Below are 20,170 nucleotides of genomic sequence, written 5' to 3' on the forward strand. Positions count from 1 at the left end.
GTTCGTTCTACCTTCGACCGCCGGTACCGGGAACAGCCGGTCGGTTTGAGGTTGCCAGTGATGCTTTATGTGGAGTGTGGTGCAGCGGTGCAGCAGAGGGGCCGGAGCCGGTCAGCCGTGGAGCGGTTTGCCGGCGAGAGCAAGATGCGCTTCGCCCAGCGACTCGTTCTGCGTGGGGTGCGCGTGGACCAGTTGGGCCACATCTTCGGGGTAGGCTTCCCAATTCACGATGAGTTGGGCCTCGCCGATCTGCTCACCCATGCGGGTACCGATCATGTGGACGCCCACCACCGGGCCGTCCTTCTCACGCACCAGTTTGACGATTCCGCCAGTGCCCAGAATGGAGCTCTTTCCATTACCTGCGAGGTTGTACTCCTGGGTCTCGACCTTGTCATCACCGAGCTTCTCGCGGGCAGCCTTCTCGGTGAGCCCGACAGAGGCGATCTCGGGTTCCGAGTAGGTCACCTTGGGGATGTTGACGTCCTCGACGACGACCGGCTTGAGTCCGGCGATTTCCTCGGCCACAAAGATGCCCTGCTGGTACCCGCGGTGTGCAAGCTGAAGTCCGGGAACGATGTCACCGACAGCGTAGATGTTCCCAACGCCGGTATGCAGGCGTTCGTTGGTGATGACGAATCCACGATCGAGCGTGATCCCGGCTTCGTCATACCCGAGGCCGTCCGTAACGGGCCCACGGCCGACTGCGACCAGCATCAGGTCCGCCTCAAAGGTCTTGCCGTCGACGAGAGTCACCTTGACGCCGTCGTCGTTCTGCTCGACCTTGTCAAAGAAGGTGCCGGTGTTGAATTTGATGCCGCGCTTCTTGAAGGCACGTTCGAAGTTCTTGACGATGGAGGCATCCTCATTGGGAACCAGGGAGGGCAGTCCTTCGATGATCGTGACGTCTACGCCGAACGACTTCCACACGGAGGCGAACTCGCATCCGATCACCCCGCCGCCAAGAACGATTGCGCTGGAGGGAATCGTTTCCATGGTGAGGGCGTGATCAGAGGTGATGACCTTGCCGCCGATGTCGAGTCCGGGGAGGGACCGCGAATATGAGCCGGTCGCGAGAACGATGTTCTTGCCGGTGTACGTGGTGCCGTTGACCTCAACCGTGTTCTCACCGGTCAGCTTGCCTGCACCCTCGATCACGGTGATGCCCTTGGCTTTGATGAGTCCCTGGAGGCCCTTGAACTTGCCGGCGACGATGCCGTCCTTGTAGGCGTTCACGGCGTTCAGGTCGATCGACTCGAACGTTGCCTTGACGCCGTACTTCTCCGCGGAGCGTGCACTGTCCGCGACCTCGGCTGAGTGCAGCAGCGCCTTGGTGGGAATACACCCGTTGTGAAGGCAGGTTCCTCCGAGCTTCCCCTTTTCGATGAGCCCGACAGAGAAGCCGAGCTGAACGGCGCGAAGAGCGGCGGCGTAGCCCCCGCTGCCTCCGCCCAATACCAGGATGTCGAACTCTTGCGCAGTTGCCGTATCGGCCACGTGGACGCTCCCTCGCGTAATCGGTGACGCACTTAGGTTCGCGCGTCGATTGAGTCTGGCGGAATGCTTGGTGTGATCTGGGTTCACCCTATCGCCAGATCACACCATCAGCCACTTGATGAAGGCTGTTGCACACCCCTGTGTGTCGAGTGTCACCTCGTGACGGACGTGTTCAGGCTGAGTGCTTCTCGGCGCGCTCGATGACGTCTTCCACGTAGGCGAGGAGAGTGCGGACACCTACGCCGGTGGCACCTTTGGGGGTGTAACCGTACGCGCCACCCTCGTTGAAGGCTGGGCCGGCAATATCCAGGTGTGCCCACGGAATCTTCTTCCCGTCCATTTCTCCGACGAATTCACGGAGGAATACTGCAGCCGTCATCATGCCGCCGAACTTCTCTCCGATGTTCGCGATGTCGGCAACCGTGGAATCGAGGCTTGGACGCAGTTCCTCGGGCAGCGGCATGGGCCAGAACTGTTCGCCCACGCGATCTGCAGCTGCTTTCACGGCGTCCCTTACCCCGTCGTCGCCCATGACACCGGACACGCGCTTGCCAAGCGCAACCATCTGTGCACCGGTGAGCGTCGCGATGTCGATAATCGCGTCTGGATATTCCTGGCTCGCCGCAGCCAGGGCGTCGGCCATGACCAGCCGGCCCTCGGCATCGGTATTAAGAACTTCCACAGTGCGCCCGCCGAAAGTGGTCAGTACATCCGAGGGCCGCTGCGCTGTCCCGGAGGGCATATTCTCCGCGAGACAGAGCCAACCGCTGACGCTGACCGGAAGACCCAGCCGCGCAATCGCCGCAACGGCAGCAAGCACGACGGCGGCGCCTGCCATGTCCAGCTTCATCGTCTGCATCCCGGCGCCCGGCTTGAGGGACAAACCGCCGGAGTCGAAGGTAATGCCCTTGCCGACCAGTGCGAGGTTGATTTTTGACTTGGCGGGGGAGTACTCGAGCTTCACGAGCCTTGGCGGACGGGAAGATCCCTTCCCCACCCCAAGAATCCCGCCGTACCCGTCCTTCTCCAGTCTCTTTTCATCCAACACGGTTACTTTCACCGGTAGTCCCTTGACATGTTCCCGGGCGAATTGCGCGAACGATTCCGGGTAGAGGTGGCTCGGCGGCTGGTTGACAAGCGTGCGAGTCACATTGACTCCGCGTCCAAGTGTCTGTGCACGCTCAAGTGCCGCCTTCAGCGTCCGGTCCTGCGCGGCGGGAGTGAGTAAAACGACTCGCGAGAGAACGGCGGCGGAGGGCCGCGGCGCCTTGCCGCCAACTGCCGAATAGTGCTCTGTGTAGGTGTAGCTTCCCAAGAGAATGCCCTCGGCCACCGCGGCGGCCTGTGCAACCGAGGCGGCGGGGAGGGCAACAGCCAGGCTCTCAACTCCGCCCAGCTGACGCGCAGCGGCTCCTGCTGCCCGGCGTAGCGTCTCCTCTGACAGCGGGGTCCCGGCGACGGTGCGTCCCGTACCGGAAAGAACGAGTACGTCTGCGCCGGTTTCAGGTAGTCCGGGGAATCGACGCACTTCGTCAGCGGCTCCGGTTACTCCCAGCGAGGGGAGACTGTCGGTGAGGGCGCGGGCAGATTTAGCCGAGAGCGGGTTTTCCAGAAGCACGGGACCATCCGGGCTTTGGCCCGTGCCGATCACCAGGACCTCGCACGCGGATTTCTTGATGTCCCGGGAGACTGCGGTCAGGTGAATATCGCTGGTGTTGCTCACGAAGGTTCTTCCTCGCTTCCGATGGCTGGGCAGTGCTGCAGCGGGCGTGCGGGTCTGGTGACGCCCATGCTTTCCTATCGATCGTAGTCGCAGCCTGTGACATGCGTCCTACGGACAGGCCGCGGGAATGAGAGGAGCGAGCTGGGGTGTTACACACACCGGGCACGTGATGGTGCATCAACTAGGGTTGACGCAACGGCGCAGCGCTGGAGTGAACACTGAAAAAGCCGCCGGGATGACGCGCGCTGCACTGCCCGCAGTGTCTTGATACGAATTGAGGAGGATGAAATGTTGGAGCCGCAAAGCCTGTACAACGTCAGCAGCTCGATTCGTCATGATCCTTCCCTTCGGGGGCTACCCCTTATTGCAGGTTTCACCGGATTCGTCGATGCGGGGCAGGTGGTTGCGCAGGTGCGCGATGAGCTGCTCGGAACGCTCGACCACGAAGTCCTGGCGGTGTTCGACGTTGACCAGCTCATCGATTACCGGAGCCGTCGGCCCCGAATCACGTTCGAACAGGATCATCTGCGGGATTACCAGCCGCCTGCCCTTGAGCTCCGGGTTCTCCAGGACGGTCTGGGCGAAAAATTCCTCTTCCTGAGCGGAATGGAACCGGACCTGCAGTGGGAAAGGTTCTGCTCCGCCGTCGCACAACTCGTTTCCCTGTTCGAAGTGCCGTTGGTTTCCTGGGTCCACTCGCTCCCGATGCCCGTCCCACACACGCGTCCGCTCGGTGTAACCGTTCACGGAAACCGGGGAGACCTGATCGAAGGGATGGGTTCCACCTGGCGGCCCACCGCGGAACTGCAGGCCTCCATCGGACACCTGCTGGAGTTGCGTCTCTCACAGTCCGGGCACGACGTCGTCGGATACGTGGTGCACGTTCCCCACTATTTGGCGGAAGCGGAGTATCCGCCTGCCGCAGTGACGGCGCTGGAGTACCTCGGCGCATCCATCGGCCGTGTTCTGCCCACTGACCGGCTGCGGGAAGCAGGCCGCGACGTGGAGCGGCAGATAGCGCGTCAGGTGGACAACTCGGCCGAGGTACAGGGCGTCGTGTCATCGCTGGAGAAACGCTACGACGAGCACTCCGACGGCGCGCGTCGGTCACTGCTTGTCAAACAGAATATGGAGCTGGCCGACGCCGAGGAGCTGGGTTCGGCCGTGGAGGCCTTTCTCGCAGGTCCGCATGCGGCCGACGAGCTCGCCGCGACGCTGGACGAGGACGCCCCGCAAAGTGACGCAGCAGGCGGAGAAAGCGGCACGTCCGGCAGCACAGGGTCTGGACGCAGTGGCGACGGCGCGGCGGGTGACACCGAAGACGGAGGCAAACAGACTGGGCGCTGATCCGGCTGCCGGAACGGACCGGCGCGCCTGGCTGGTATGGGGCGCCGGGGTACTGGCCTACCTCATAGCAGTTACGCAGCGCACCTCCTTCGGTGTTGCAGGAGTCGAGGCGACCGAGCGGTTCGACGCAACAGCGTCTGCTTTGGCTGTCTTCACGGTCGCGCAGCTAGTGGTCTACGCCGGACTGCAGATTCCGGTGGGCGTCCTGGTCGACAGATTCGGCCCGCGCATCATGATCGTCAGCGGCGCGGTTCTGATGGCGCTTGGCCAGACTCAGCTTGCATTCGCCGAGTCCATCACGGCAGGAATAGTGGGCCGGCTGCTGGTTGGCGGCGGTGACGCAATGACTTTCGTCGCGGTTCTCAGGTTGCTGCCGGCATGGTTTGAGACCCGGAAAATTCCCGTGCTGACCCAGCTCACGGGCATCCTCGGGCAGCTCGGCCAGATTCTCAGCGTCATCCCATTCCTGGCCGTCCTGCATTTGGCCGGCTGGAGTACTGCGTTCCTGTCAGCGGCCAGCCTGGGAGTTCTCTCGGCCGTTCTCGGTCTTGCCCTGATCCGGGATCATCCGGAAGGAAATGGCCAGCGAAGCCGCGCATCGCTGCGCCAGACTGGTGTCTCCCTCACCGAGGCGTGGAAGCAGCCCGGGACCCGCCTCGGCCTCTGGTGCCACTTCACTACGCAGTTCTCAGGCACGGTTTTCGTTCTGATGTGGGGCTACCCCTATCTGGTGAGTGCTGAGAAACTCGCCGCAGGGACGGCTTCGGTGCTGATGACCCTCTTTGTTGTAGTGGGCATGATCTGTGGGCCACTCCTGGGAGTGTATGTAGCCCGGCACCCGCTGCGCCGCTCGACCATGGTTCTGGCAATTACCGCGGCGACTGCGCTCGCGTGGTTGGTGGTGCTGACCTATCCGGGAAAGGCACCCGTCTGGCTGCTCGTGCTGTTGGTCGTGACGCTTGCCGTCGGCGGACCGGGGTCGATGATTGGTTTCGACTTCGCCCGCACGTTCAATCCTGCCTCGCGGCTCGGTACCGCGACCGGCATTGTCAACATTGGCGGATTCACGGCAGCGCTTCTCACCATGTTCGCCGTAGGCCTGATTCTGGACCTGCTCCTGGCGAGCGGATTCTCCAACGGTGACCTGTATGCACTCGAATCATTCAGGATCGCTTTTGCTGTGCAGTTTGTGGTTCTCGGAATTGGAACCGTCGCAGTCCTGGTGCTCCGGCGCCGCGTGCGCGCCCAGCTGGCTCGTCAATCGATCATCGTGCCGCCACTGCGGCAGGCAATTGCAAGGGAAATACGACGACGGCGCGAAGTGCAGAGGTAGCGACCTTCCCTCCACATGCAGCCGATTTTCGAGGTTTACCCACATAGCGCCTTTGAAAGGCCACATGCGGGTGCATCAGCGTCACAGTCGTATTCATGACAGCAAACGCACCTAACCCCGAAGCACCCATCAAGGTCAGCACGCCGGCCGACATCCTCAGTTACGTTCCCCATATCCTTGGCTTCCAACCGCGGGAGAGCCTCGTCTTCCTCACCATGTCGGGCAAACGCATGGGCGCCACACTGCGTCTCGACCTTCCGCCGGCGGACTCTGATCCACTGGACTATGCATCCACGGTGCGCGACTACCTCGAATCGGACTCTTCGGCCGACGGAGTGTTGATGGCGGTGTACACCGACGCCGAGTGGGCCGAGCCGGGCTCCCCGCCCTACGCTCCGTTGATCCACTGCCTCGACCTGGTGCTCGACGCCGCAGGACTGCCGCTGTTGGACGGATGGCTCGTCAGCTCAAGTCATTGGCGGGACTACTTCTGCGAGGATGCGTCCTGCTGTCCCTGGCCGGGCCACCCGCTTGCCCGGATCACCGAAAGCGTCCTCAACGCGGAGCTGGTCTATCAGGGGAGTACCTATGCCGCTTCCCTGGCAGCCGCGGTCGGAACACCCGACCCCGGGCACAGCGAAGAAATCAATCAACTGGCGGCCTCCTACGTGGAACAGTGGTGTGGAAGGTGGGACAAGACAAGCCTTGGCCGTGATTCCCTCATCCTCTGGGACGCGTTTCTTTCACGCACGGCAGATCCGCAGGAACCGGCAGTTTCGCCGCAGGTTGTTGCTTTCCTTCTGGCCGGTCTGACTAGCGCGCCCGTGCGGGACAGCCTCATAGTGCTGGCAGCCGCGGGTCCGGACGCTGCGCAGGAAGCCGCAGTCGCAGCCGGCGTGCTGCCGGCGGATCCGGAGGAGGAGGAACTTCCGTACGCCTGCGACGCCCTGATGACGGGCCTGCAGGCTCTGCGACCGACGGGAGGTCTTCCGCGACCCGCAGACCAGGAGGACAACGAGGATCCCTCAACACTCTTTCGGGATGTCTTCCTTGCCACGCTCAGCGTGCCGGACTGGGATCGCCTTGATGCAGCGCACACCCGCTTTCTCGGGTTGACCGCAGTGGCGAGCGGGGAGCCGCGGGCGGCTCTTCTCAGCATTCTGGGTTGGCTCGAATGGGCACGTGGCAGGGGGTCGCGTGCTCATCACTATCTGCAGGAGGCTTTGGACGAAGCTCCGGGATACACCCTCGCTGAACTCCTGATGGCGCTGGTCGGAACCGGTTCCCTTGCACCGTGGGCTCGCCGGCGCGAGACCGCCTGGACCTCCGAATCCCGCAGCGTGGCCTGAACCGTACACGGACTCGTTGAGGAAAGAAGAGCGGGATTCACCGGAAGCACCGGCTGTCGGTTCGGAATTTACGTGAGGTTCGCAAAGCGTGCGACAATGGAAACGAGACCCGGTTGGGTTCGTGTTTCAGATCGACGCGTTTCAGGCACTTCGGATGTTGGTATTCACACCACCACACGTCCGCAAGGGGAATAGCGCACTCGGCAGAGCTGTTGTACGTACGAACAGTTCCCGTTGATAGGTCTGATTTCAAACACGGACTTGACAGGGTCATAGTGGTGTTGCCCTCCTTGGCGGCGCCGCAAACCGCCGTATGAAAGGTTCTTGAGTGTCGGCCAAGAAGACAACAGCACCGGTGTTAACAGAACCCGGTACAACTGCAACCAAGCGCAAGACCGCCGCTGCTAAGCCGGCATCGAAGGCCGCTACCGCTCGTGGCGCCAAGCCCGCGGCAGCCGATGGCAGCGTAGACACGAAGGCCCCTGAGGGCAGCCCCGCAAACGTTCCTGCAGAGCAGGAGACCGCGCCGGGTGCCGCAGAAGTCGAAGGTGCAGACACTGAGGCTGCAGAGCCGGAGGCGGCTGAAGCTTCGACTGGGAGCGGGTTTGTCTACTCGGATGCTGACGACGACGATGCACCGGCACAGCAGGTCGTTTCCGCAGGCGCTACTGCGGACCCGGTCAAGGACTACCTGAAGCAGATCGGCAAGGTCGCCCTTCTCAACGCCGAGCAGGAAGTAGACCTCGCTCTGCGCATTGAGGCGGGCCTGTTCGCCGAGGAGAAGCTGGCGGCGAATGAGAACATCGATCCCAAGCTGCGTCGGGAACTTGAGTGGGTCATCCATGACGGGAAGCGCGCCAAGAACCATCTTCTCGAGGCAAACCTCCGTCTCGTGGTGTCGCTGGCCAAGCGCTACACCGGCCGCGGAATGCTCTTCCTGGACTTGATTCAGGAAGGCAACCTGGGTCTGATCCGTGCTGTAGAGAAGTTCGACTACACCAAGGGTTTCAAGTTCTCCACCTACGCAACGTGGTGGATCCGCCAGGCCATCACCCGTGCCATGGCAGACCAGGCCCGCACCATCCGTATTCCGGTACATATGGTCGAAGTCATCAACAAACTGGCCCGCGTCCAGCGGCAGATGCTGCAGGACCTCGGCCGGGAACCCACACCGGAAGAACTGGCACTTGAACTCGATATGACGCCTGAAAAGGTCGTCGAAGTTCAAAAGTACGGCCGCGAGCCCATCTCCCTGCACACTCCGCTCGGCGAAGACGGTGATTCCGAGTTCGGCGACCTGATCGAGGACTCGGAAGCAGTCGTCCCCGCGGATGCGGTGAGTTTCACACTTCTGCAGGAGCAGCTTCACTCCGTCCTGGATACGTTGTCGGAGCGGGAAGCAGGTGTGGTCGCCATGCGGTTCGGTCTTACTGACGGCCAGCCGAAGACCCTCGATGAAATTGGCAAGGTGTACGGCGTCACCCGTGAGCGCATCCGCCAGATAGAGTCCAAGACCATGTCTAAGTTGCGGCACCCGTCACGTTCGCAGGTACTTCGGGACTACCTCGACTAGGAACGGCGGCAGCAGGCACATAAATAGGAAGAACCCCCTCCGCGGAGGGGGTTCTTCCTATTTATGTGCCATCCGTTCAGGAGGCTCCAACTATGCTGCGCTTCGGCGGACGGCCTGTGCGCGGCTATGCCTCTACAGTGCTCTGCGCCTTTTCGGTCAGCCGGGCGGTTTCATCCTGCCACTCTGACGTCTGCGGCCGGAGAGTGCTCTCAACGGCGCGGGCGTGGTGCCCGCAGAAGAGAAGCTCACCACCGGAGGACTGAAGGACTGCGCGCACATAGGCCTGGGCCCCGCACCGGTCACAACGGTGCAAAGCGGTCAGCTCACGGGTTGCTGTAGCTGTTGTCATGGATGCCTCCTTAGTGGTTCCTGTAGTTCATATAACCACTATTCGTTGCCGTTTCTTCGCAAGCTGGGTGTGCTTTCGCTGAGCGCGTACGCTCGCGGGGAGGCATCCGGCAGGGACGAACCGCGCGCCCGTGGGCCCGGCATGCCTGCCATACACAGCGGGGACAAGGGAATATGCTTGGGAGGGTGCGCCGCTCCCGGCTCGCCGACGCTCGCCGAGATAGACCGCAATCCCAAGGAGTTTCCAAGGAAGTGGCACCCCGCTCTGAATACACAGCCCGCCATCTTTCCGTCCTCGAGGGGCTTGAGGCGGTTCGCAAACGTCCCGGCATGTACATTGGCTCCACTGATTCCAGGGGGCTCATGCACTGCCTCTGGGAGATCATCGACAACTCGGTGGATGAAGCACTTGCGGGACACGGCCAGAGCATCAAGGTCATCCTCCATGCCGACGGTTCCGTTGAGGTGCATGACGATGGGCGCGGCATTCCGGTAGACGCCGAACCCAAGACCGGGCTGAGCGGCGTGGAAGTCGTCTTCACGAAACTGCACGCCGGCGGCAAGTTCGGCGGCGGCTCTTACACCGCGTCCGGTGGGCTCCACGGCGTCGGCGCCAGCGTGGTCAACGCGCTGTCCGCGCGCCTCGACGTCCAGGTTGACCGTGGCGGCAAGACGTACCAGATGTCCTTCCGGAGAGGTGAGCCCGGGCGGTTTGCCGATGAGCGCAAGCCGTTGCCTACAGCGGAGTTCTCCCCCTTCGTCGACAGCTCCCGCCTCGAAGTCGTCGGGAGCACCAAACGCGGCGTCACGGGAACGAGGATCCGGTACTGGGCGGACCGGCAGATTTTCACTCCTGATGCCAAGTTCTCCTACGAAGAGCTGCAGGCTCGTGCGCGGCAGACTTCATTCCTGGTACCGGGACTAAGCATTACGCTTCGCGATGAGCGTGCCTTACCCGGCACGGACGGGGTAGTCGAAGAAGTCTTCCATCACGACGGCGGAATTTCCGAGTTCGCTGAGTTCCTGGCGATTGACCACGCCGTCACTGATGTGTGGCGCCTGCATGGGTCCGGCCGTTTCAAGGAGTCCGTTCCCGTCCTCGATGATCAGGGGCACAGCCGGATCGCCGAGGTCGAGCGTGACTGCGAAGTGGATATCGCGCTGCGCTGGGGGATCGGTTATGACACCACGGTAAAAAGTTTCGTCAACATCATTGCTACGCCCAAGGGCGGAACCCACCAGTCGGGCTTCGAACAAGCGCTCCTGAAAACCTTCCGGAAAGTGGTCGAGGCCAATGCACGCAAGCTCAAGGCGGGCAGCGACAAGCTGGAGAAAGACGACGTCTTTGCGGGTCTCACCGCGGTTCTGACCGTGCGGCTCGCGGAGCCGCAGTTCGAAGGCCAGACCAAGGAGATCCTCGGAACGTCCGCCGTCCGCGCCATCGTCGGCAAGGTGGTGGAAACGCAGATCCTTGCGAAACTGAATTCATCGGCCCGCGCAGACAAAGCGCAGTCTGCGCTGCTGTTGGAGAAGGTTGTCGCCGAGATGAAGTCCCGCGTATCGGCGCGCGTTCACAAGGAAACCCAGCGCCGGAAGAACGCGCTGGAGACATCATCCATGCCAACCAAGCTTGCAGACTGCCGCATTGACGATTCCGAGCGTTCCGAGCTGTTCATCGTTGAGGGTGACAGCGCGCTGGGGACCGCCAAGCTGGCGAGGTCCTCGGACTACCAGGCGCTGCTGCCCATTCGGGGAAAGATCCTCAACGTGCAGAAGGCCTCGGTGGGTGACATGCTCTCCAACGCCGAGTGCGCCGCGCTGATTCAGGTTGTCGGCGCAGGGTCGGGCCGCAGCTTCTCTCTTGATGCGGCCCGCTACGGCAAGGTCATCCTGATGACGGACGCCGATGTCGACGGCGCGCATATCCGTACCCTGCTGCTCACGCTCTTCTTCCGGTACATGCGTCCCCTGGTTGATGCCGGGCGGGTCTTTGCGGCCGTTCCGCCGCTGCACCGGGTGGAAATACTCAACCCCGGCAGCAAAGCGAATGAAACCGTCTATACCTATTCCGACCAGGAGCTTCACCGGCTGCTCACCGCCCTCGAACGTGAGGGCAGGCGCTACAAGGAACCCATTCAGCGGTACAAGGGACTGGGGGAAATGGATGCCGGACAGTTGGCGGAAACCACCATGGATCCGCGCCATCGCACCCTGCGTCGAGTACGGATTCAGGAGGCCGAATCGGCTGAGCGGGTCTTCGACCTTCTCATGGGCAGTGACGTTGCACCGCGCAAGGACTTCATTGTGGCCGGCGCCGCGTCGCTGGATCGCGAACGCATCGACGCCTAGTACAGGGACATAGTCTGCACAGCCAGCTTGCGCAGGAGCTGAATCAGGGAGCCTTGGAAGCCCGCCGCGTCAGCCCAGGAAACCGGGCGCGATCAGCAGGGCGGTAGGCACGGTCAGCAGCAGCGCCGATGTGGCGAGGGCCGCGAAGGTCTGTGCGGGGGTGAGCGGCGCCTGCGGCTCGAGCAGGCGGCGCAGCCGGTGAACCGTTGAGAGCGAGGCATCATCCTGCTCGGGATCCTGCGCTGCTGCGGCATCGGTCAGTGCATGATCCGGTGTCTCGCCCGAACGCCCGTGTGAAACAGACGGACCGTGCGAGCCCGTCGCCACAATGGCTATTGCTCCTACAAGGGTCTCCTGGTCCACTTCCTTGACGGCCTCGTCGTCCGCGAGCATCTCGATCAGCTCATTGACCGACCGCTGCGCCAGGCGCGACGTCGGCAGCCACGGGAGCGCTGAACGCCAGGCCGCAAAAGCCCAGAGCAGCAGGTGATGCCGCTGGCTCAGATGGGCACGCTCATGCACGAGAACGGCCCGCAGTTCATCTTCGGAGAGCAGCCCCATCAGTCCGTCGGAGAGGACCGTCACGGAGCGCGCGCCGCCGGGCAGGCAATAGGCAACCGGGGCCGGGTGCTTGATCACCAGCGTGGAGGGGTTGGTGTGTGAGGGTGAACTCAACAGATTCAGCAGGTTGCGGTGCCGCCGTCGTTGGCCCTTGATCCGCGCATAGGTGATCAGCAGGGTGAACACGAGGTGCGCGGTCAGGAGGCTTGCGGCGCTGAGGGCGAAGACGTGGACGAGGCCGAGAGTGTCTGCCGGGCGGTTATTCACCAGGATGTCCCAGAGGCCCTGCAACGCTTCGAGCAGATTATCTCCCAGCGGTTCCAGTCCCCACACCAGCATGGCGCCGATCATTGACAGACCTCCGGCGAGCGCGATTGCCTGCCACAGGATCATCGCGGTGAACGGCGAGCGTGAGGGCCACTGTGCGCGGGAGAGGGCGATCGGTGCGGGCCATGCCAGAATCACGGCCAGCGCCGCCAGGAAGTGGGAGGCCCAGAACATGGCGGCTAGTTGCTGCCCAGGAGCCGCCGGAGTGTGCGGGCCTCGCTCTCAGAGACACTGCCGATGAAGCGTGCCAGTACAGCTTCGCGGTCAGGAGCGGTTACCAGTACCTCATGCATGAGCTCCGCCGTGTGGTCTTCGCGGCTGGTCACGGCGCGGTAGCGGTGAGGGCGGGTGTCGCGTTCACGCTCAACCAGGCCCTTCTTCTCCAGCCGGGACAGGACGGTCAACACCGTGGTGACCGCGAGTTCCTTGCCTTCCGCCGTACCTTCAGGAGCTAGCGCCAATGCATCACGAAGAGTGTTCGCGGTCATGGCCTCTTGGGTGCCCCACAGCAGGTCCATCACTGTGCGTTCGAGTTCACCGAGCGTGGCCATTCTTATTCCTTTGTTGATCCTGATCTGCGGCTGGACGGACTGATCGCGGTGCAATGCCACTTCCAACCCCTCTTAATCTACAGCTTTTTCGCGCAAGGTTCTACGTCATGTAGAAGTGTGCGGGAAAGTTGTTCTACGATATGTAGAAGAGTTTTTCTACAGAGCGTAGAAGTAGCTCACACATCGCCAGTGCTTGAGGAATTGAGGACCTGTGGAAGCACTTGAAATTGCACGGTGGCAGTTCGGTATCACCACCGTGTACCACTTTCTGATGGTGCCGCTGACGATAGGGCTTGGCCTCGTTGTCGCTGCCATGCAGACCCTCTGGTACCGGACGGGCAAGGACCATTACCTGCGGATGACGAAGTTCTGGGGGAAGCTCTTCCTCATCAACTTCATCATGGGGGTTGCAACCGGACTGGTGCAGGAGTTCCAGTTCGGGCTCGCGTGGAGCGAGTACAGCCGGTTCGTAGGCGATGTCTTCGGTGCGCCGCTTGCCATGGAAGCGCTGCTTGCGTTCTTCGTCGAATCGACCTTCCTGGGCCTGTGGATCTTCGGTTGGCAGCGGCTGCCGAAGGTGCTGCACCTTGGAGCGCTGTGGGCCGCAGTCGTGGCGTCGGTATTCTCTGCCTACTTCATCATCGTGGCGAACTCCTGGATGCAGCATCCCGTGGGCGTCGAGCTCGTGGACGGCCGTGCCCGCATGGTGGACGCCTGGGCAGTGTTCACCAACAACACCGCCCTCGTCGCCTTCACCCACACCATCTTCGGTGCCCTCGCTGTTGCGGGCGGCTTCCTGCTCGGTATTGCCTGGTACCACCTCTGGAAGCGGCGCCATGACGGGCTGGACACGGTCGACGGCGACGGGAAGGTCGTCGTCGGAACTGACACTTCCGGTTCCCGCGGAGTGATTGACCACCAGGTGTGGCTGCGCTCAGCGCGGATCGGCGCCGTCGTCGCGTTGATTTCCTTCGCCGGAACCGCAGTGTCAGGTGATCTGCAGGCAAAGCTGATGTTTGAGCAGCAGCCCATGAAGATGGCGGCAGCGGAAGCCGCCTGCCACGATGGAACCGGCTTCTCGGTCCTCTCGGTCGGCAACCTGGGATCGCAGGACTGCGACGACATCGTTGCGGTTTTCGAGGTTCCGGGCCTGCTGTCCTTCCTTGCGAACGGTGACTTCACTACCGAAGTCAAAGGCGTGAACACGCTCCTGCCCGAGTACAAGGAGCAGTACGGACAGACACTGCCGGACGATCCGATGTACGGCGAGCGCGCCGGCATGAGCATCGACTACCTGCCGGTCATGGAAGTCACCTATTGGGGCTTCCGCATCATGATCGGCTTCGGCGCACTCGCCGCCTTCGCTGCGCTGGTAGACCTGTGGATTCTGCGGAAGGGGACGGTCCCTGAGTCCCGCTGGCTGATGCGGCTTGCGGTGTTCGGAATCCTCGCGCCTTTCGGGGCCAACTCCGCGGGCTGGATCTTCACGGAAATGGGCCGCCAGCCGTTTGTCGTGGCGCCCAACCCTGACCCCAGCGGCATCGACGGCGTCTTCATGTTCACGGCCGCCGCAGTGTCGCCGGGGGTATCGCTCGCCGAACTCGTCTTCTCGCTGGTCGCACTCACTCTGGTCTATGCCGTCCTGCTGGTCGTCGAAGTGAAGCTGCTCTTCACCTACGTGCGCGGCGGGGTTGCCTCCGCCATGCCGGAGTTGGCTGCCAGGCACGACGACGACAGTTCCTCACGCGGAAAGGACGACGACGATGTGCTCGCCTTTGCCTACTGAGCCGAACTCCACTGCGCCGCGCGGAAAGGAACCACGCACATGACCGAGCTCCTGCCCACGATCTGGTTCATCCTGATCAGCGTGCTGTGGACCGGCTTTCTCTTCCTTGAGGGATTCGACCTCGGCGTCGGCATGCTGATGAAGCTGTTCGCGCGAACCGACCGGGAACGGAGGGTCCTCCTCAACACGGTTGGGCCGGTCTGGGACGGCAACGAGGTCTGGCTCGTCACCGCGATAGGTGCAACTCTCGCCGCTTTTCCGCTCTGGTATGCCTCGCTGCTTTCCACGCTCTACCTGCCCTTCATCCTGGTGCTCCTCGCACTCATTTTCCGGGCAGTCGCCTTCGAGTACCGCGGAAAGATGAACAGCGACCAGTGGCGCCGCCGCTGGGATCTGGCAATCTTCCTCGGCTCCTTCACCGCAGCGGCTGGAATCGGCGCCGCCCTCGCCTTGACCACCTCCGGACTTCCGCTCAACGAGAACGGTGACCGGGTGGGCGGGCCATTCGTCTGGGTTACGTTTGACGCCTTCCTTGGCGCGGCCGCCGTTGTCCTCTTCTGCCTCGCCCACGCTCTGGCGTTCCTGGTGCTGAAGACCGACGGGCCCATCCGGGAACGAGCGAGAAAGCTCCTGATACGGCTGCTGCCGCTCGCCGTCGTGCCGTTGCTGCTGTGGGCAGCGACAGTGCACCTCGCCGGCGGAACGGTGTGGACCGGTCTTATCCTTGCCGTCGCCGTAGCTGCGGCGGCTGCGTCCTGGTTTGCCGAGTGGTCCTCACATGATGGCTGGGGTTTCATCTGGCTGGGTGCCGCGCTGGCGGCTTCGCTGGCATGCATCTTCGGCTCGGCCTATCCGGTCGTGTTGCCGTCGACGCTCAGCGACGCCTTCAACCTCACGGTGGAGAACGCTTCGAGCTCGCCATACACCCTCGGATTGATGAGCATCGTCGCGGCTGTCGGGGTGCCCCTCGTGCTCGCCTACCAGGGCTGGACCTACTGGGTCTTCCGGAAGCGCGTCACCGAAAAGAGCATCCCCGACGCACACTCGGTGAGCCCCCTGTGATCGACCGGCTCCTGGCCCGCGGCCCCGCCGGCATGTCCGTTCCGGTTCGTCCCGTGTACCTCCTCGGTGTCCTTGCTGCGGTCAAGGCAGTGGGGCTGGTCCTGATCGCGGAAGCAATCGCCCGCGGCATCGCGGCGCTCGCCGGCGGTGCCCTGCCGTCAGCAGACCTGTTGGAGGTCGGGGTGGCCGGTGCAGTGCTGCGCGCAGGCGCTGCCTGGGCACAGCAGGGAACCGCTGAGCGCCTGGCATACGGGGTGAAGGAGCGGCTGCGGCGGGAGGCGCTTGAGCGGGTGCTTGCCGACGGCGGGACCACGAGTGGGAAGCAGGGTACGGGCGCGCTCAGCGTGCTCCTCACCCGCGGGTTGGACGGCCTCGACAAGTACCACACGCAATACCTCCCCGCGCTCATCACCTGCGCAGTGGTTCCCCTCCTGGTCGGCGCGCGCATTCTGGCTGCGGATTGGGTGAGCGCCGCCGTGATCGTCCTGACCATCCCGCTGATCCCGGTCTTCATGGTGCTGATCGGTTGGCACACGCAGGACAGAACAGCCGAGGCGAGGGCATCGCTCGATCGGCTCTCGGACCATCTGTTGGAACTCGCAAAAGGGCTGCCCGCCCTCGTTGGCCTCGGCAGGGCAAGTGCCCAGACGCGTGCGCTGGAGGATATCGGCGCCGGCTACTCCCGCCGGACCATGGAGACACTGCGCATCGCCTTCCTGTCATCCCTCGCGCTCGAACTGATCAGCACGATTTCAGTGGCGGTCGTGGCCGTGTTCGTGGGCGTGCGGCTGATCCACGGTGATGTGGGGCTTGAAGTGGGCCTGCTCGCCCTGATCCTCGCGCCGGAGTGCTACCTGCCGCTGCGGGACCTGGGGGCCGCGCACCATGCGAGCGATGACGGGCTGGAGGCAGGACGGGCCGTGCGGCACATCATCGATGCGCCACGGACGTCCGCCGCCGTGCCGGTCGGCCGCCCGGAAAACGCCGACGACGGTGCGTCCGGCGCCGAAGGCCTCACCCTGCGGTTCGAAGGCTCAGAAGCACCGATCGTTGAGGATCTCACCTTTACCCTGTCACCGGGGATCACCGCGCTGAGGGGTCCCAGCGGTTCCGGCAAGTCAACGCTGATGGGGCTGCTGGCAGGAGTTCCCCAGCCCGGCCTTCATATTGATGGCGCGGTCAGGCCGCTCAGCGGCCCGCTCGGTTGGGTGCCGCAGCATCCCGAGCCGCTGATGGACACCGTTCGTGAAGAACTTGCCTTCTACGCAGAGTCACCGCTGGAAGACCAGGCGCTTCTTGGGCTGCTTGCGGCAGTGGACGGAAGCCAGTTGCTGGAGAAGTCCACCGGAGAACTGAGCCCGGGCGAACTCCGGAGGGTTGCGCTGGCCAGGGCCCTGCTGCGCACCGGGCCCGCCGGGGGAACATTGCTGCTCGATGAACCCACCGCCCACGTGGATGAGAACACCTCGGCGGTTATCCGCCGGACAGTACGAAACCTGCCGTCAACGGTCACTGTTGTGCTGATCGCCCATGATGATGAGACCGCACGCCTCGCCGACCGCACGGTCGACCTCGGGTCAGCCCGAAGCCTGGCTACAGCGCCGCACACTGCGCACACCCCGAATCGAGCGGGCGGAAATAACCCCGACCCGCGCGAAACCTCGCCATCTGCGCCCGCTCGATCCGGGTTGGCCGAGCCGATGATGGGCCACGGGGCCGTTCGGACAGCCCTGCGAGCGCTCTCGTTGGTGCGCCCGTGGTCCCCCCGGTTCCTCGCAGCGCTCGCTTTCGGTACGGGCTCGTCTGTTTTCGCCGTGGCCCTCACAGCACTGTCCGGCTGGCTGATCGTCCGAGCGTCTGAACAGCCGCCCATCCTCTACCTTCTCGCAGCCATCGTGGGGGTTCGGTTCTTCGGCATCGGACGCTCCCTCTTGCGCTATTGCGAACGGCTGTGGCTGCACGAGAGTATCCTGCAGACCGCTGACGCTGTGCGCCTGCGGCTGTGGCATGCGTTGCTGGGCCGTGCGGAATCCTGGCGCTCGCTATCACGCGGATCGGGTGGCATCGAACGGCTAGTGGGCGACATCGACGAACTGAGGGACACCGCCGCGCGGGCGGTCTTCCCGCCGCTGACGGCGGTCCTGACCGGTCTGGCAGCCATTTGTACGACGGCGCTGCTGCTGCCGGACGCGATTCTCTGGCAGATCTTCGCCGTCGGTACCGGTCTACTGGCCGCCCCCGCCGCCGCATTGCTGGCGGAACGGTCAGCGGGAGCAGCGGGCATCAGGCTGCGTGCGGCTTCCCTTGCCCAGACCACGGGTCTTCTGCGGGCATCACGCGATGTCGCGGTCAACGGGCTCACTGCAGGCGCCCTGAACCGCCTCGCTCGGCTGGAATCCCGTGCCGCCCGCGGCCTGCGCCGCATCTCCTGGGCCGCCGGCATCGGACAGGCACTCGTCGTCTTCGCGTGCGCCCTGGCCGCTGTCGCCGTCCTGGCAGGCTCGGCCGGGCAGAGCGCGGAAGTAGTGGCCGTCGTCGTGCTTATGCAGCTTGCGCTCATCGAGCCTCTCGCAGCCGGGGTGAGCGCCGTGCAGCAGTGGGCGCCGCTTGGAGCCGTGACGCGCAGGCTCGATGCTCACCTGGATCCTGCCGGCGCCGCAGCCGGCGTGGAGGTCCGGCGGAGTATCCCGGAGCCGGCGCAGGGCGTGGACGCGGCGGTGCTCGCGCTGGTGGACGCCGCTGTGGGGTACGAGCCCGGTGCTCCAGTGGTAGAGGGCGTCACGCTCTCGGTGCGGAGTGGATCCTGGACCGCACTCACGGGTCCCTCGGGCAGCGGCAAATCGACCCTCATCGGCGCACTGCTCGGGTTCCTGCCACTCAGCAGCGGCAGGTACCTGGCAGGGGCCGCGGCTGACGGCGGAATGCTGCCCGCCGCCTGGTGCCCGCAGGAAGGCCACCTGTTCGACTCCTCGGTGCGGGCCAACCTCCTGCTTGCCCGTTCCCCGCAGGAACACGCTGATGATGATGAGCTGTGGCGTGTTCTCGAAGCCGTAGGGCTGGCCGATACCATGCGGGGGCGCACGGACGGGTTGGACACCAAAATCGGCCCGGGCGGGAACAGGTTCTCCGGCGGCGAGCGGCAGCGCCTCGCGGTTGCCCGCGCGCTGTTGACCAGAGCGTCGGTGCTGATCCTCGACGAGCCCACTGCCCACCTCGACGCCGACGGCGCTTTCCGCCTCCTGCGTGACCTGCGGAGCGGGCTGGGGGATCGGCCGGTGCTCCTGGTCACCCACGACCGCGCCGAAGCGTTCCGCTGTGACACCGGCGTCGAACTGGCTGCCGGCAGCGAGGGCAATCACTTAAGCTGGGAGCATGCCTACGCCTGAGCTCATTCCAACCCACCAGCAGCTGAGCTGGCGGGCAATAACAGCCACAGACCTTGAGGACTGGGAGTCGCTGCTACGCCGGATGGCGGTCGCTGACAAGCCGGACTGGATCGAACAGCGCGCTGACCTGGAGGAAGTCCTCGAAGCTTCCAAGAATGATCCCGTGCTGGACACCGTCATGGGTTTCGATGATGGCGGCACACCGCGCGCCTTCGGGCGGATCAGTGCAAATCCGGGTTCACAGCTGGTGCACGTTTTCGGGGGAGTCGATCCGGAATGGCGACGGCGGGGGATCGGCCGGGCGATTCACGGCTGGCAGGTCGAGCGTGCGGGTAAGAGACTGGCGGAAGCAGGGGTGGAAGGAGGCTTCATCCGTTCCTACGTGGAGGAGCTCAATCCGGGGCATCGCGCGCTCATGGAGTCGGCCGGCGGCACCATCACCCGGTGGTTCACGGAAATGACCCGCGATCTCTCGGCGGACATCCCGGAGGTCGATCTCGACCCGGAATTCGAGATCGTAGCGTTCAGCGACGACCTCTCCGAGGCCATCCGCCTGGCGCATAACGAGGCTTTCCAGGATCACTGGGGGAGTGAGCCTCGGGATGAGGAGAGCTGGCGGTTCACCGTCAGCCACCCGGAGTTCCGGGCGGAGTGGAGCCTTGCCGTCATCGACAACTCCTCCGGTGAGGTGGCCGCGTACGAGATCGCGAGCTATGACCCCGAGTCCAGGGAACTGGTCGGCCACGATGAGGGCTACACCGAGCTGCTGGGCGTGAGACGCGACTGGCGTGGGCGTCGTCTCGCACCTGCGCTCCTGGCCGAAGCCATGCGCCGTTTCAAGGCAGACGGCATGGAGAACGCCGGGCTGGGCGTGGACACCGAGAACCCCTCCGGCGCCCTCGGCCTATATGAGCGCATGGGGTACACCCCAACGCGCCGGTCGATGGTCTTCGAGAAGCAGCTCGCGCAGCCGGAGTAGTA

At 63.8% G+C, this 20,170-nt stretch carries 14 protein-coding genes; 9 read left to right on the forward strand and 5 right to left on the reverse strand.

Annotated elements, in window-relative coordinates:
* Positions 1-111: 111 nt before the first annotated feature.
* Together lpdA and AC1MBU_RS09135 are read right to left on the reverse strand one after the other, a co-directional pair.
* Positions 112-1,494 carry a dihydrolipoyl dehydrogenase gene (lpdA, locus tag AC1MBU_RS09130; RefSeq protein ID WP_346028360.1) on the reverse strand — a complete coding sequence of 461 codons (1,383 nt, stop codon included), beginning with the start codon at positions 1,492-1,494 and terminating at the stop codon, positions 112-114.
* A gap of 172 nt (positions 1,495-1,666) precedes the next feature.
* On the reverse strand, positions 1,667-3,217 hold the full coding sequence (locus AC1MBU_RS09135; protein ID WP_479787030.1) for a leucyl aminopeptidase: 1,551 nt from the start codon (positions 3,215-3,217) through the stop codon (positions 1,667-1,669).
* Between the two features lie 288 nt (positions 3,218-3,505).
* On the opposite strand from AC1MBU_RS09135, the gene AC1MBU_RS09140 reads away from it, so the two are divergent.
* From AC1MBU_RS09140 to AC1MBU_RS09155, 4 genes are all read left to right on the forward strand, one after another.
* The gene (locus AC1MBU_RS09140; protein WP_277357797.1) at positions 3,506-4,564 is read left to right on the forward strand and encodes a proteasome assembly chaperone family protein; all 1,059 of its coding nucleotides are present in this window, start codon (positions 3,506-3,508) and stop codon (positions 4,562-4,564) included.
* Complete coding sequence (locus AC1MBU_RS09145; protein WP_277357856.1) at positions 4,554-5,897, forward strand: MFS transporter; 1,344 nt, start codon at positions 4,554-4,556, stop codon at positions 5,895-5,897. The genes AC1MBU_RS09140 and AC1MBU_RS09145 overlap by 11 nt, the downstream gene beginning before the upstream one ends.
* Positions 5,898-5,992: 95 nt before the next feature.
* Positions 5,993-7,246, forward strand: coding sequence for a DUF4192 domain-containing protein (locus AC1MBU_RS09150; RefSeq protein WP_479787031.1), 1,254 nt, complete (start codon positions 5,993-5,995; stop codon positions 7,244-7,246).
* Between the two features lie 328 nt (positions 7,247-7,574).
* Positions 7,575-8,819: an RNA polymerase sigma factor gene (locus AC1MBU_RS09155; RefSeq protein ID WP_479787032.1), complete on the forward strand. Its 1,245-nt coding sequence runs from the start codon at positions 7,575-7,577 to the stop codon at positions 8,817-8,819.
* A gap of 124 nt (positions 8,820-8,943) precedes the next feature.
* On the opposite strand, the gene AC1MBU_RS09160 is transcribed toward AC1MBU_RS09155, so the two are convergent.
* On the reverse strand, positions 8,944-9,168 hold the full coding sequence (locus AC1MBU_RS09160; RefSeq protein ID WP_056547219.1) for a DUF7455 domain-containing protein: 225 nt from the start codon (positions 9,166-9,168) through the stop codon (positions 8,944-8,946).
* A gap of 251 nt (positions 9,169-9,419) precedes the next feature.
* On the opposite strand from AC1MBU_RS09160, the gene AC1MBU_RS09165 reads away from it, so the two are divergent.
* A complete protein-coding gene (locus AC1MBU_RS09165; protein WP_277357794.1) occupies positions 9,420-11,516 on the forward strand; it encodes a DNA gyrase/topoisomerase IV subunit B in 2,097 nt (698 codons plus the stop codon).
* A 69-nt stretch (positions 11,517-11,585) separates the two neighbouring features.
* Here the strand turns inward: AC1MBU_RS09165 and AC1MBU_RS09170 are convergent, their stop codons facing one another.
* On the reverse strand, positions 11,586-12,578 hold the full coding sequence (locus AC1MBU_RS09170; protein ID WP_277357793.1) for a M56 family metallopeptidase: 993 nt from the start codon (positions 12,576-12,578) through the stop codon (positions 11,586-11,588).
* Between the two features lie 5 nt (positions 12,579-12,583).
* Positions 12,584-12,955 carry a BlaI/MecI/CopY family transcriptional regulator gene (locus AC1MBU_RS09175; protein ID WP_056547226.1) on the reverse strand — a complete coding sequence of 124 codons (372 nt, stop codon included), beginning with the start codon at positions 12,953-12,955 and terminating at the stop codon, positions 12,584-12,586.
* A 211-nt stretch (positions 12,956-13,166) separates the two neighbouring features.
* Here AC1MBU_RS09175 and AC1MBU_RS09180 point away from each other — a divergent pair, with 211 nt between their 5' ends.
* Genes AC1MBU_RS09180 through AC1MBU_RS09195 form a run of 4 tightly spaced genes read left to right on the forward strand, consistent with a single transcriptional unit; the run spans position 13,167 to position 20,168 of the window.
* Entirely contained in the window at positions 13,167-14,741 is a 1,575-nt protein-coding gene (locus AC1MBU_RS09180; protein ID WP_479787034.1) for a cytochrome ubiquinol oxidase subunit I, read from the forward strand.
* Between the two features lie 39 nt (positions 14,742-14,780).
* On the forward strand, positions 14,781-15,803 hold the full coding sequence (gene cydB / locus AC1MBU_RS09185) for a cytochrome d ubiquinol oxidase subunit II (protein WP_346028355.1): 1,023 nt from the start codon (positions 14,781-14,783) through the stop codon (positions 15,801-15,803).
* Positions 15,800-19,189: a thiol reductant ABC exporter subunit CydD gene (gene cydD / locus AC1MBU_RS09190; protein WP_479787036.1), complete on the forward strand. Its 3,390-nt coding sequence runs from the start codon at positions 15,800-15,802 to the stop codon at positions 19,187-19,189. The genes cydB and cydD overlap by 4 nt, the downstream gene beginning before the upstream one ends.
* The gene (locus AC1MBU_RS09195) at positions 19,176-20,168 is read left to right on the forward strand and encodes a GNAT family N-acetyltransferase (RefSeq protein ID WP_479787037.1); all 993 of its coding nucleotides are present in this window, start codon (positions 19,176-19,178) and stop codon (positions 20,166-20,168) included. The genes cydD and AC1MBU_RS09195 overlap by 14 nt, the downstream gene beginning before the upstream one ends.
* Positions 20,169-20,170 lie beyond the last annotated feature (2 nt).

This window comes from Arthrobacter sp. PTI12, from assembly GCF_056679915.1.